The sequence below is a fragment of the Rhizobium sp. P2_G9 genome, assembly GCF_056403475.1.
In genome coordinates, this window is record NZ_JBFUFK010000083.1 from 1 (window position 1) to 12,738 (window position 12,738).

At 61.4% G+C, this 12,738-nt stretch carries 11 protein-coding genes and 1 pseudogene; 2 read left to right on the plus strand and 10 right to left on the minus strand.

Going from position 1 to position 12,738, the window contains the following annotated elements:
• Window positions 1–240 (minus strand): annotated as a pseudogene (locus AC1DYF_RS38395) (IS110 family transposase); the annotation flags it as partial.
• A 234-nt stretch (window positions 241–474) separates the two neighbouring features.
• On the opposite strand from AC1DYF_RS38395, the gene AC1DYF_RS38400 reads away from it, so the two are divergent.
• On the plus strand, window positions 475–696 hold the full coding sequence (locus tag AC1DYF_RS38400; RefSeq protein ID WP_477883932.1) for a hypothetical protein: 222 nt from the start codon (window positions 475–477) through the stop codon (window positions 694–696).
• Window positions 697–819: 123 nt separating this feature from the next.
• Here the strand turns inward: AC1DYF_RS38400 and AC1DYF_RS38405 are convergent, their stop codons facing one another.
• The 8 genes from AC1DYF_RS38405 to AC1DYF_RS38440 form a co-directional block, all read right to left on the minus strand.
• Entirely contained in the window at window positions 820–1,194 is a 375-nt protein-coding gene (locus tag AC1DYF_RS38405; RefSeq protein WP_477883968.1) for an NUDIX domain-containing protein, read from the minus strand.
• An 81-nt stretch (window positions 1,195–1,275) separates the two neighbouring features.
• Window positions 1,276–2,337: a sulfotransferase domain-containing protein gene (locus AC1DYF_RS38410; RefSeq protein WP_477883934.1), complete on the minus strand. Its 1,062-nt coding sequence runs from the start codon at window positions 2,335–2,337 to the stop codon at window positions 1,276–1,278.
• Window positions 2,338–2,544: 207 nt separating this feature from the next.
• The gene (locus tag AC1DYF_RS38415; protein ID WP_477883936.1) at window positions 2,545–4,131 is read right to left on the minus strand and encodes a sialidase family protein; all 1,587 of its coding nucleotides are present in this window, start codon (window positions 4,129–4,131) and stop codon (window positions 2,545–2,547) included.
• Between the two features lie 111 nt (window positions 4,132–4,242).
• A complete protein-coding gene (locus AC1DYF_RS38420; protein WP_477883938.1) occupies window positions 4,243–5,454 on the minus strand; it encodes an aromatic ring-hydroxylating oxygenase subunit alpha in 1,212 nt (403 codons plus the stop codon).
• Window positions 5,455–5,706: 252 nt separating this feature from the next.
• On the minus strand, window positions 5,707–5,919 hold the full coding sequence (locus AC1DYF_RS38425) for a hypothetical protein (RefSeq protein WP_477883939.1): 213 nt from the start codon (window positions 5,917–5,919) through the stop codon (window positions 5,707–5,709).
• Window positions 5,920–6,039: 120 nt separating this feature from the next.
• The gene (locus AC1DYF_RS38430) at window positions 6,040–6,951 is read right to left on the minus strand and encodes a LysR substrate-binding domain-containing protein (RefSeq protein WP_477883941.1); all 912 of its coding nucleotides are present in this window, start codon (window positions 6,949–6,951) and stop codon (window positions 6,040–6,042) included.
• A gap of 62 nt (window positions 6,952–7,013) precedes the next feature.
• Window positions 7,014–8,633 (minus strand): GMC family oxidoreductase, encoded by a 1,620-nt coding sequence (locus AC1DYF_RS38435; protein ID WP_477883943.1) that lies wholly within the window; start codon window positions 8,631–8,633, stop codon window positions 7,014–7,016.
• A 1-nt stretch (window position 8,634) separates the two neighbouring features.
• Complete coding sequence (locus tag AC1DYF_RS38440; protein WP_477883945.1) at window positions 8,635–9,540, minus strand: NAD(P)-dependent oxidoreductase; 906 nt, start codon at window positions 9,538–9,540, stop codon at window positions 8,635–8,637.
• 291 nt (window positions 9,541–9,831) lie between these two features.
• Between AC1DYF_RS38440 and AC1DYF_RS38445 the strand changes: the two genes are divergently transcribed.
• On the plus strand, window positions 9,832–11,376 hold the full coding sequence (locus AC1DYF_RS38445; protein WP_477883970.1) for a trimethylamine methyltransferase family protein: 1,545 nt from the start codon (window positions 9,832–9,834) through the stop codon (window positions 11,374–11,376).
• A gap of 3 nt (window positions 11,377–11,379) precedes the next feature.
• Here AC1DYF_RS38445 and AC1DYF_RS38450 read toward each other — a convergent pair whose 3' ends face one another.
• Window positions 11,380–12,663, minus strand: a complete 1,284-nt coding sequence (locus tag AC1DYF_RS38450; protein WP_477883947.1) for a hypothetical protein — start codon at window positions 12,661–12,663, stop codon at window positions 11,380–11,382.
• Between the last annotated feature and the right edge of the window lie 75 nt (window positions 12,664–12,738).

Here is a 12,738-nt window from a genome sequence, read left to right on the forward strand (position 1 = left end):
CCGCTGCGCGCCCGCGCCTTGCCCACCGCTGCGCGCCCGCGCCTTGCCCACCAGCGTCGCCAAACGATCCAAAAGTCCTGCCAGATCGCCGCTCTTGACTGTGTGCTGCGACAGCTTCTCGCCGCCACCCGGCAAAAGCGATGTCACCAGCCATTTGGCGCGCGACAGTTCCAACGAGACGAAAATTGCGCCAAGATCAGTGCGGATAGCGCCCGCGCGATCGGGGTTCTCTGCGATCATATCCATGAGGCCCTCCAAAGTTGGGATTGCAAACACGACTTTGATACAAGCCGTGGCGCTATCCACCCTCATGGAATCTTGAGGGGGAGATGCCCGGCAGGGCAGAGGGGGGTAGCCACAATCTCATGGCCGGCCTTACCCTTTCCTTACGCCCCGCCAAAACCTTCTCGATCGAGACCTTTTGCCGATCAGTTTAAATAGATCAGCATCGACAACAATATGCTGAGTTGAGCCATGTCACCGAATCCGGATCACCGCCGGCCGCTGTCGACGCGGATGATATTCGCGCGCCGCGAGATCGGCCGTTTCGCCGCCTTGCGCCAGCATCTGAGCGAGGAGCGGCAAAGCACCCGCCATCCGTCGAAATTCTCGCTGCTGCTTCTGATCGCACTCGCCACGATCGGCATGGTCGCCGCAATCAGCGTCATCCAGCTTGTCGAAGCGTCCCTTCGATAGCCTGGCGACGCGCGAGCAAGGGGGCTATCGCCCCCACACCCCCGAACATATTTGCAGAAGATGTAGGAAACTGCTTGGGGGCTCTTTCAGAGGGTCGGGGAACGGGGCCTTCCATGGCCAATGTCATCCATCACGCAGTAACGCAAACACGCTCCGGTATTGAGAGGCTGCAAGATTGGGAAGTCGTTCGGCTTCTTCCAACGTAAACCACTGGATCGATGTGTGTTCATCATTCCGCACAGCAGGTTCTCCGTGCCACGACCGAAGAGCGAACACATGGAGGCAACTGGCATCGAGAAGTTTAAAAGTTCGAAGATGATGGCCCTCAAGGCCCTCAATTCCAAGCTCCTCCATCAGTTCGCGAAGAAGGGCCGACCACAAGGTCTCGCCTGGCTCAACGTGCCCGCCAATTATATCCCAGCACCCAGCGAAGGATTTATGCCCGGCCCTGAGCCCAAGCAACACGCCACCTGCGTTGATGAGTACGGCACCAACCATTTCTGCCACGGAACCCACCCGATCGCGCGATGCCGCCAGTCATCGCAGCGCCGCCCGAGTGACGGCGCTGCTAGGGAAGACTCAGATCTTCCAGTAATCTTCCGGCTTGCCGATATAGGCAAGGTACTGCTTCATATCAGGCTCGATCATCGCCTTGACCCGGGCGTAGATTTCCGGCGACCATTCCGGCTTGTCGAAATAGACGCGGCCCTTGGCGCCGGCCTCGTTCTGCTGTTCGAACTTGCCGTCGACCAGCACCGTGTCCATCGCCTCCTGCGTCGCCGGCAGGCCGAGGAATTCCAGCACTTTTTTCAGCGTCCCCGGTGCATTGCTGATCATATCCTCCATCGTCAGGCAGAGGATCTGCGCATCGGGGAAATATCGGCGGTATTCGGAAAGCCGCGCCCAGTACATCGATGATCCGACCACCAGGCCGGTCAGCGACTTTTCTTCGAGCATGCTGTTGAAATCGCCGTGACGGCCGTTCTCGTCACGGCCCTTCACATGCCGCCAATGCGAGACGACGCGGTCCATCGGCTGGCGCGACATATGGATGAGCTTGACCTCCGGCAGGTAGGTCTTCATCAGAAGCGGCGCAAAACGATGCGAACCCTGGCCCGACGAATAACGGGTCGACGCTTCCATGCGGATCTTCTTGTCGACGCCTTCGCGGAACAGCCGCAGATACCAGGCCCATCCCTTGTCATATTCCATCGACAGGAATTTCGGTTCCTTGGGGCTGCTGCGGAAAATGTCGGGATGTTTGCCGAGCGCATCGATCAGCGTCGTCGTGCCGCTCTTGGCGGCGCCGATGATGATCGCGTTGGGCAGGAACTTTTCCTTGCCCGCGATCTGGTCATGATGCTCGCCGGCAAGCCCATCGAGAAGGTAATTCAACGAGGCCAGCATATTGGGGCTGCCACCGTGTTCCTTGTTGCCGCGTTCCTTGTTCGTGCCGCCGCGACGCTTGTTGCGTGCCGCGGGCGCAGACTCGCCGGCGACATCGGCAGCAGCGCCGGCATCCTGCCTCCTCCTGCGCTTGCGGAGCTTCTCAGTGCCTCCCGCGGCAGCACCCCCAGCGCCGGTGGACTCCCCCTTACGCTTTTTTCTTCTTACGGTTTCTTCTGGCGTATCGGCGCTCATTGTAGCCTCTTGATTGGGAACTGACTCTCGACCGGGAGCAGTCAATATCAAAGTTGAACTTGGCATATAAGGGGTAAATGGTCGCGATTCCCGGATTTTCGGTGACGCGAATGCATTCCTCACTGGATCTCTGCGATCCGTCAGGCAGAGCGACATGGAAACGGGACCGGACGAGCAGCGTCCGGTCCGAAGTAGCGCAATCGCCGCTTATTTCGCGTTGCAGCTCTGGGCGCTCGGCATCTTACCCTTCATCCCCGAGATCGGGATGGCGGTGAAACGCACCGATTCATTCCACGAGCGCCAGGCCAGTTGCGGCCCATCGTCGTCGCTGGCCTCGAACAGCAGGCCCACGGTGTTTTTCGACGGCGAATAGACGGCAGAGGAATAGCCGGCGCTGCCGGGATAGATCGACTCATAGGCAACATTCGATCCATTGTCGGAAGGCGCGCAGCCATTGGTCGTCGCCGGCATCAAGCCCGAAGGTTCGACATAGATGCGCACGGCCGAAAGGTTCCTGCGGTAATCGAGCCGCTTGGCGCCGCGCTTCTTCTTGTGTCCCTCGCGTCCGACACCTTCATCGGTATTCGGCAGGTTGATATGCAGCATCGATGGCGGGTTGGAACCCTGAATGCCGGCAATCGACGCCTGGGCGATGGCATCGGGGATCAGTTCGTGGCCGTTCGCCGTGATCGGCTTGTCCGCCGACCATGTGGCGCCGCCATCGTGGCTGATCGAGAACATCCGCACATTCGACGCATCGCCCTTCTTGCCGCCGACCAGCCGCAGGCTCATCACCAGCGTGTCGCCGCCCACCCAGGCCGCCTGGCGTTCGCCACCATGCTGGATTGCCTCGGCATTGCTGCAATGGAAGGTACGGCCGCCGTCATCGGTATAGAACGGCACCGGGGCGCCGGCGAAAAACAGGCGTGTTCCGCCATTGAACGGAAAGGCGACGCCATTGCCCGGCCCGACGCGGATATTGGGCTTGAACAGCTGCTGCAGCCCACGCCCATCGGCTTCGATGGTGCTGGCCGAAACCCCGAGCAGCTTTGCAGCCGCATTGGCATCGACATCCTTCCGGTAGCCCAGCGCGTCCGCGATATCGGTGAATTTTTCATAGGCGTTCGGGTCGGCCTTCGCGTCATCGGCGAGGAACGGGGCAACCGCCCGCCGCAAGCCTTCATCCTTGATCAGATCGGCAGCGCAGGCGGCATAGATTGCCGAATGCACGCGCTGCGGCTCGGACCATGTCCTGCCGCCATCCGCACTCTTGATCAGGAAATAACGCGCCTTGACGTCGCCATCCTGCAGATTTTCCGGCGAATTGACGCAGACCGCCCGGTCGCCGCATTGGGCCTGGATATTGTACTGGGTGACGAACATCAGATAGACATCGTTGCCGACGGACACCAGACCCTGATTGCCGACGCGCACGATGCGATCCTCGGCCGGAATCTTGCTGAAGGCGGGATCGTAGATGCGCGAATTCGGGGTAGCGAGTTTTTCGCCGATCACATCGGAACTGACGATCGTGTGCTCCGACGACCAAGTCTCGCCATTGGAGCTGGTCTTGCCGACCAGATCGACCGTGCCGTCGTCACCGCAGACCCGGCGGCCGCGAATGCCGCGTCTATGCTCCACCACGGCCAGATAACCGCTATTGGTCAGCGCCAGGCTGGGAATGCGATAACAGGCCTCGTCATTCTTCCTGAAGACGATCGGCTCGTCGGCGGCAAATGCCTGCGAGGCGAAGACGAGTTCGACAATTGCCAAGAGGATCAACAGAAGTCGCATGACGGTTCCTTTCCGGCCCTTCAGTCGCGCGCTGAAGGCGGCTGGAGGCTTCCCGTCAATTTTGGCAATTTGGTGGCTGGAGCAATGGCATAGGCTGCCGGAGGGGAACAATCACCCAACCATCATCGCCGCCTTGCGCATTTCCGCGTTCAGCCCGCCAATCTCGCTCTCGTGCGGCGCCTTCTCCAGCGTCATCACCGGCAGCACCGCCCGCAGGTGATCATGATGGGTGCGGACACCATATTCGAGGTCCGAGAGATAGAAGCTGGAAAACTGCTTCGACGCCATCGCCTCGTTCGACCACATGGTCAGCTGGACGTCCTCGGCCTGCGTGTCGCGGTCGATGCGAACAGCGAGATAGCGGGCGGCGCGGCCGCGGCGGCTCTCCTCGCCATAGCGATAGACGCCGCCACGCAGCAGCGAGCGGCCCTTCGACAGCGGGAATTCCTGGTAGAACTGAACCGTCTCGGGCGTCACGGCAATCACTTGGTTGGGGAACATGCCGTAATAGATCCACGCCTTCTTCAGCCGCTCCGGCAGATGCCCGGCCTCCTCGCTGATCTTGACATAGTTGCGCACGCTCCAGCGCCGGCCGGCATGCGGATTGTAGGTCGCAAACGAGCGGCAGATGCCATTGACGAAGGGCTCGTCATAATAAGTGGAGCCGTAGAGGTCCTGCAGCGCCGGATGCGCCATGGCGACGTGGTAGCCCTCATTGTCGACATCACGCACCGATTTCCAGTTGACTTCCGACGTCTGCGTCCAGATGCCGGTGGTCGGTACCACCGTCTCGGGCAGGTAATGGCCGAGCTCCTCGGAGAAGGGTTTCAGCACCTCGGCCACCGAGGGCTGCGGCCCCTTTTCGAAGCGGATGAAGACGAAGCCCATCCAGATTTCGAGCTCGAGCGGGATCAGGCCGAAAGCCACCTTGTCCATCGGCGGAAAGGAGTTCGGCCGCGACGGCCCGCGCAAGGTGCCGTCGAGATTGTAGACCCAGCCGTGGAACGGACAGACCAGCGCATTGCGGCAGCTGCCGTGCTCATCGGCCACCAGCCGCGAGCCGCGATGCCGGCAGACATTGTTGAAGGCGCGCAGCTGGCCGTCCTGGCCGCGCAGGATCAGCGCCCGCTCACCGACAATATCGAGCGTCAGATAGTTGCCGGGCGCGGCAACGTCGGAGACATGGCAGGCAAGCTGCCAGTGCTCGCGGAAAATATGCTGCTTTTCGAGCTCGAACAGGGCATCGCTATGATAGGTCCAGCCGGGCAGGCCGCGGCGGTCCCAATCGTTCGGGACGGAAAGGTCACGCACCAGCTCGTTCATCTGAGGCTCCGATATTTGCTGAATGTTCATTCAAAATAATCATAATTCGCAATAGATTGCAATCGCTTGAAAGAAACGCGGACGCCTTATCTGTCGTACAAAAAATTGACCGGCCAGGATTTTTCCTGTCCGGTCAAGGAGATGCCAGGGTCCATGGCATGTGGAAAATTTTTGTTGCCGCCTTGATTTTTCAGGTCGCGCGCTCGTCGGCTTTCGCCTTTACCAGCCGAATCTGACGTCGCCGCAGCGGGATCACTGCAGCCTGTCGAGGCGTGCCAGGACGCGTAGCGCTTCGACCCGATCGGGTTCCCAGAATTCCAGCACTATTTCACCTTCGCCATTGGCGATGTGAAACGCCTCGCGGTCGAGACCGACCTCGACAAGGCGATCTTCCCAAGCCGCCTGGTCGGGGATGTCGTGGGTGAAGCGCAACGTCTGAATATATTGGGCAGCCAAGATGATCATTCTGTTCTCCACGAGGTGTGCCAAAATGATATTGCCCGATATATTTCAACAATCAAATATAAACGCCAATTAACTTTACCGACAAAATCATCCGATATTTAAAAACGCAAGTTTTTCTTGTCATAACGCAGTTTCTTTGAACAGCCAGTCGCGGAACAGGATCGCCTCTGCCTTCAGCCGCTTCTGTCCCTCCGGCAGCACGATATAGTGCGACTGGTCGATCGGCAGCGCCATGTCGACCGGGCGCACCAGCCGACCCTCACGCAAATAGGGTTCGGCGAGATTGAGCTGGATGATCGCCGGCCCAACGCCGGCCACCGCCATTTCCAGCGCCGAGACGGTCGTATCGATATTCATCCCGGCCGAAGGCGGCAGCGTCAGGCCCAGCGGCTTGACCAGTCGCTGCCAGAGATTCTCATAGCCGGTAACGTGGATGAGCGGCGCCTTGGCAAGCATCGATTTCAGCCGTGAAACATCGTCTTCGCCTTCCGCCAGGCCGGGCGCGCATACCGGCACCGCCGGCTGCCGCATCAGGATGGTCGACTGAAAACCCGGCCAATTGCCGTCGCCGAAGCGGATATCGACATCGGCAAGGTCGTCGCTCGCCGCCGGCGCCCAGACCACGGTCGAGATTCTCAGCGAAATATCCGGCCATTGCTTGGAAAACCGCGGCAGCCGCGGCGCCAGCCACAGGACCATGAAGGAGATCGGCGCACGAATCGTCAGCGTTCGCTTACCAACCGGACCGAACAACCCGGCCGTGGCTGCGGCGAGTTCGTCAAAACTGTTGCGCAGCGGCGGCAGATAAGCGGCGCCCTTTTCCGTCAGCCTGAGGCTACGCGGCAGGCGCTCGAACAGGGTGACGCCGAGATGCCGCTCAAGCGAGCGCACCTGATGGCTGACCGCGGCCTGTGTCAGGCTCAGTTCCGCGGCGGCGAGAGTAAAACTTTCATGCCGTGCAGCGGCCTCGAAGGCGCGCAGCCAGGGCAGCGGCGGCAGCTGGTAGCCGGCAAAGGGATTATGATCGTTCATCGGGCGGGCTTGCTGTGTCCGTGTCGGTTGAGATTCTAGCCAGATGTTTTCCATTTGGGAAGTTATCCTCGATCGCCGAGGATCATATCGGCAGCCTTGGCCGCCGCCATCATCACGGGCGCATTGATATTGCCTGAAACGACGCTCGGAAAGACCGAGGCATCGGCGACGCGCAGCCCTTCGACACCATGCACCCTGAGCCGCGCATCGACAGCGCCGGTCCGGATATCGGCGCCCATCCGCGCCGTGCCGCAGGGATGATAGACCGTGCCGGAACGGTTGCGGACGTCGTCGATCAACGCCTCGTCCGACAAGACGGCCGGACCCGGCTGCAATTCCTCGACGGTGATTCCGGCAAGCGAAGGCTGCGCCACCAGTCTACGGATCACCTTCACGCCTGACAGCATAGCCCTGACGTCGCTCTCGGTGCCATGGGCATTGGGACGGATCGCCGGCGCTTCGAACGGATCGGCGGCGCGGATCAGGCAGGAGCCGCGCGCCTCCGGCCGGCAGCTCGACACGCCAATCGCGTAACCGGGGAACGGGTCGGGCACCAGAAGCGGCCGCGTCCCCTTCTTGCCGGTGAATGTGGTGATTGCCTGCATATAAAGCTGCGTGTCGGGCCGTTCGAGCTCCGGCCGCGATTTGACGAAGCCGCCGCCCTGGTTGAGGCTGAGGCTGAGCGGCCCGCGGCCGCCGAAGACAAACTCCATGCCTGCCCGCATTCGTCCCATCCAGGGCCTCAGCACCTCATTGAGCGTCGGCACATTCGCCTTGAACACATAGTTGATGCCGAGATGGTCCTGCATATGATGCCCGACCGCGGGGCTATCGACCAGCACGTCGATGCCGAGCGATTTGAGATGCTCTGCCGGGCCGATGCCGGAAAGCTGCAGCAATTGCGGGCTGTTGAGCGACCCGCCGGCGAGAATGACCTCACGCTGCACCGTGATCGGCAGCCGTGCACCACCACGCATAACCTCGATGCCGCGCACACGCTTGCCGTTGAACAGGATCGCCGTCGCCTGCGCGCGCGTGAACAGGGTCAGATTATGCCGCTTCAGCGCCGGCCTGAGGAAAGCCTTGGCCGCCGAAAACCGCCAGCCGTGCTTGGTGTTGATCTGATAGAGCCCGACGCCTTCCTGGCTCTCGCCGTTGAAATCCGGATTGAGCCGGAAGCCGGCCTCGACGCCGGCCTTGAGAAAGCGCTCGGTCAGCGGATGCAGGCGTTTTCGCACATCGGTGACATGCACAGGTCCGCCCGTGCCGCGCCATTCGTCGCCACCGGCTTCGTTGGCTTCCAGCGCCTTGAAATAAGGAAAGACATCCTTCCACGCCCAACCCGGATTGCCCGATGCCGCCCAACCGTCATAGTCGCGGTGATCGCCGCGGATCCAGACCATGGCATTGAGCGAGCCGGAGCCGCCGATGATCTTTCCGCGCGGCCAGTAATCCGTCTGGCCGTTGAGGCCGGGATCGGGCTCGGCGAAGTAGTTCCAGTTGATCGACCTGTCGTAAAAGGTCTTGCCGTAGCCGAGTGGCATCTGCACGAAGAATTTCTTGTCCGACCCGCCCGCTTCGACGATCGCCACCGTGCTCTTGCCGTCGCGCGACAGCGCTTCGGCCAGCACGCAGCCGGCCGATCCCGCGCCGACGATCACATAGTCGAAGGCGAGCGCCATATCAGAGCTCAGCCGGGAAACCGGGCGCCCTGAGATCCGTACCGACGGCATCTTCCAGCAGCTTCACCACCTGCGACGACCATGCGCTGCCGCCATATTGCGACCGCGCCCGGATGAAGGTCTGCATCGCATGACTGGCAAGATCGAGCGGCACGCCGAATTCCTTGCCGAAGCCCAGCGCAAAGCCCAGGTCCTTGACCGCGAGGTCCATGGTGAAATTGATATTGTAGCTGCCGTTGAGGATAACCTGGCTCTCGGTCTCGTGCACGAAACTGTTGCCGGAAGAGGCCTTGATGATGTTGAAGGCGTCGGTCAGGTCGATACCGCCCTTCTTCGCCAGCATCAGCGCCTCGCCAGCGGCGATCAGGTGGATGAAGGCGAGCATATTGGTGATCACCTTGATCACCGCCGCCTTGCCGAGCGGCCCGGCATGGAAGATCTCACCGCCCATCGCCTCGAGCGCCGGCCTGTGCAGCTCGAACAGATCCTTGTCGCCGCCGGCAATCACCGTGATCTCGCCGCTGGCCGCCTTGTGGACACCGCCGGTGACCGGGCTTTCCATCATCCGCACGCCTTTCGCCGCAGCGAATCCCGCCAGCCGCCCGACATCATCGGAGGAAAGCGTGCTCATCTCGATCCAGGTCGCACCCGGTTTCAGACCGGCAAGGACGCCGTGCGGACCGGTCAGCACCGCCTCGGAAACCTTTGGCGACGGCAGGCAGGTGATGACAGCATCGACCTGTTCCGCCACCGCCTGCGGATCGGCCGCCCAGGCAGCACCGGCGGCAATCAGGCCGTCCGCATTCGCCCGATCAAGATCATTGACCGTCACCTTGAAGCCAGCCTTCACCAGGGAGCCAGCCAGAAACCGGCCGAGATGGCCTAGCCCGATAAATCCATAATGCATGTTCGCCCCGCACCGCTGCCGCCAGAATTGCGGCCTGTCGCCATCGCCGGATGGACGATCTCAAGTTCTAAGGGGCATAATTATTTGTGTCAAACGCGGTAAAATGCGCTAACTTGCCTGAAAGCACAAAAAAATCAGCCTCATTGCCGCCTTATCCTTTGTTTGCGATTTGGCGCAGATCAGGGTGAAAGTCGTCGCAAATTATACAGTGAGGGAATTTAGCGTCCGCTGGCGGAGCGTGGCGCTTCTGGCAATGCCGGAATTCCCGCTTAGGAGAATAAAATGGACGATATCGCTGCCAATTGTGCCGTAGCCCCCTCGCGCCGCGCCGGCGGCCGCGCCGCCCGTGTCGCGGCCCGCGCCGCACCGCTGGCCGAAAACCTGCGCCCCATCCGTCCCGGCCTGCCCGGCGGCCAGTACAAGCCGCTCACCGATGCCGGCGTCAAGCGCATCCACGAAGCCGCACTCGACGCGCTGGAGCAGATCGGCCTGTCGCAGGCGCCGCAATCCGGTATCGACATCATGACCAGAGCCGGCGCCATTCTCGGCGACGACGGCCGCCTGCGCTTTCCCCGCGCGCTGGTCGAAGACATGCTTGCCAAGGCCGCCCGCAACATCACGCTCTTCGGCCGTGATTCCAAATACGACATGGAGCTGAGCGGCACCCGCACCTATTTCGGCACCGCCGGCGCCGCCGTCCATATCGTCGACGTCGAGAAGCGCGAATATCGTGAATCCACCTCGCACGACCTGCTGGCCGCGTCAAAACTCGTCCATCACCTCGACAACATCCATTTCTTCCAGCGCGCCATGGTCTGCCGGGACGTTCCCGACAATCTGATGATGGACATGAACACGCTCTACGGCTGCTGCGCCGGCACCACCAAGCATGTCGGCACCAGCTTCTCCGATCCGGCCCATGTCACCGACGGTTTCGACATGCTGCACATGATCGCCGGCGGCGAGGACAAGTGGCGCGCCCGGCCCTTCGTGTCGAATTCCAATTGCTTCGTCGTGCCGCCGATGAAATTCGCCACCGAAAGCTGCATGACCATGGAGCACTGCATTCGCGAGGGCATGCCGATCCTGCTGCTCTCGGCTGGCCAGGCGGGTGCCACTGCACCGGCACCGCTGGCCACGGCCATCGTGCAGGCGGTGGCCGAATGCCTTGCCGGCGTGGTCTATGTCAATGCGATGTCGCCCGGACATCCGGCGATCTTCGGCACATGGCCATTCGTCTCCGACCTGCGCACCGGCGCCATGTCCGGCGGCTCCGGCGAACAGGGCCTGCTGACCGCCGGCTGCGCCCAGATGCATCATTATTACGACCTGCCGGGCGGCGCTGCCGGCGGCATGTCGGATTCCAAGCTGCCGGACATGCAGGCCGGCTGGGAACAGGGCATCCTCAACGTGCTCGCCGGCCTGTCCGGCCTCAACATGGTCTATGAATCGGTCGGCATGCATGCCTCTCTGCTCGGCTTCTGCCTCGAATCCCTGGTGCTCGGCGACGACCTGCTCGGCCAGGTGCAGCGCTGTGTGCGCGGCATCGATGTGACCGAAGATTCGGTCTCGATCGAAACCATGCGCTCGGTCTGCCTGGAAGGCCCCGGCCACTATCTCGGCCACGACCAGACGCTGGCGCTGATGCAGACGGAATATGTCTATCCCGCTGTCGCCAACCGTTCGAGCCCGAAGGAATGGGTCGAACTCGGCAAGCCGGACCTGATCCAGAAAGCCATTGAGCGCAAGAACCGCATCCTGCAGGACGCGGCCCCTTCGCTCATCGACCCGCTCGCCGACGCCGCCATCCGCAAGCGCTGGCAGATCTACTGCTGATCGCTATTTATCGAGCTCCGCAAAATATTTGGCGCCGGCCTCCGTCAGGAAAGGCCGCGCCTCTTTGAGCGGAATCTCGACCATATCGCCACCGCAGGCAAAACTGACATTCGGCAGATCGACCAGCGCCAGGATCATTTTGTCGTCCTTGAAATAGACGCCGAGATTGGTCTTGACGAGATCCGGGATGCCGCAATCGTCGTCCGTGTTCGTATCGCTCTTGCGGTGGTCGAGAACATATTGCGCGAGCTCGTCGTCCGGTCCCCAGGTCAGCATGACCGGGTCCGCAGCCTTGGCAGCATCGACGATATTGCCGTCCACATCGCGTGCAACCCAGCCTTTGAGGAAATCCTTGGTGCCGAGCGTCTTGCCGGTTCTGGTGTCGATGAGCTGGTGGCTCTCGAAATTGTTGGGATGCGCACCACCGCAATATTGGCTGCCGCTCTCGGTAATCCCCATCAGCCGCGGCGTCAGATAATCGACGGTGACCTGCGCGCCGCCATCTTCGAAGCCACTCGTGCCCTCGCCGCCCGAGCCGGACCAGCCATAGCCGAGATAGGCCACCGAATAGCACCAGAACGCACCCGACACCCACCGGAGCCGTTGGTTCGTCAACCCGCGGTCGAGTGCCGTGTGATCGGCATCGCCGAGCTTGGTGACTGTCGGAAAGTCCAAGCCGGTGCGGCTGTCGAGGTCCATGCGGTAGGCGCTGTCGCCGATGGTGACGACCTTGCCCTGCTTGTAGGGCCGATCGAGCTTGAGGAAATCATAGGGCAGGTCCTTCGCCGTCAGTATTTTATAGCTATCCTGCATCTCCGGACTGGAACTGGGGTCCAGCATATCGACGCTTCCGACATCGTCCGCCAGCGTCCGGACGCCGCGTTTCGCCAGCTTGACCGGCAGCGTTTTGCCGCTGTCCTTGTCCGTCCATGTGCCTTCGAGGCCATCGCCTGAATTGTCCGGCTTGAGCGACCATTCCGCCCCGATCGGCGCATTGTCGATCACGTCGCCATTTGCCTTCTTGCAGATCTTGTCCGTGCAGGGCTTCTCTTCCTCGATGGTCCAGCCGCCATCGGTGCTCGTCCCGTGCAGCGGAATGTCGATGCCCTTGATCATATAGGCATAGCGGCCGAAAAACGCGCCGCCTTTGCCGGGGACCTGCAGTTCGACGATGATGTTCGCTTTGCCGAGCGTTCCGGCATAGGTCACCACCTCATCGGCGAAGGCGTTTGGGGTGCAGATGGTCAAGAGGAGGAAAGCGGTCAGGGAGGAAGGAAGCAGTCGCATGAAACACCTTGATTGATTGGCAGCGGTAGACAGCCGGCAGGACTGGTGCGTGACGTTTCCGCCAGCACTTAAATT

Bases quoted from the DNA above. Each gene is read 5' to 3' on its own strand.
- AC1DYF_RS38415 (WP_477883936.1), bottom strand. From the start codon at position 4,131: ATGCGACTTCTGTTGATCCTCTTGGCAATTGTCGAACTCGTCTTCGCC.
- AC1DYF_RS38430 (WP_477883941.1), bottom strand. From the start codon at position 6,951: ATGAACGATCATAATCCCTTTGCCGGCTACCAGCTGCCGCCGCTGCCC.
- AC1DYF_RS38450 (WP_477883947.1), bottom strand. From the start codon at position 12,663: ATGCGACTGCTTCCTTCCTCCCTGACCGCTTTCCTCCTCTTGACCATC.
- AC1DYF_RS38435 (WP_477883943.1), bottom strand. From the start codon at position 8,633: ATGGCGCTCGCCTTCGACTATGTGATCGTCGGCGCGGGATCGGCCGGC.
- AC1DYF_RS38405 (WP_477883968.1), bottom strand. From the start codon at position 1,194: ATGGTTGGTGCCGTACTCATCAACGCAGGTGGCGTGTTGCTTGGGCTC.
- AC1DYF_RS38440 (WP_477883945.1), bottom strand. From the start codon at position 9,540: ATGCATTATGGATTTATCGGGCTAGGCCATCTCGGCCGGTTTCTGGCT.
- AC1DYF_RS38400 (WP_477883932.1), top strand. From the start codon at position 475: ATGTCACCGAATCCGGATCACCGCCGGCCGCTGTCGACGCGGATGATA.
- AC1DYF_RS38425 (WP_477883939.1), bottom strand. From the start codon at position 5,919: ATGATCATCTTGGCTGCCCAATATATTCAGACGTTGCGCTTCACCCAC.
- AC1DYF_RS38410 (WP_477883934.1), bottom strand. From the start codon at position 2,337: ATGAGCGCCGATACGCCAGAAGAAACCGTAAGAAGAAAAAAGCGTAAG.
- AC1DYF_RS38420 (WP_477883938.1), bottom strand. From the start codon at position 5,454: ATGAACGAGCTGGTGCGTGACCTTTCCGTCCCGAACGATTGGGACCGC.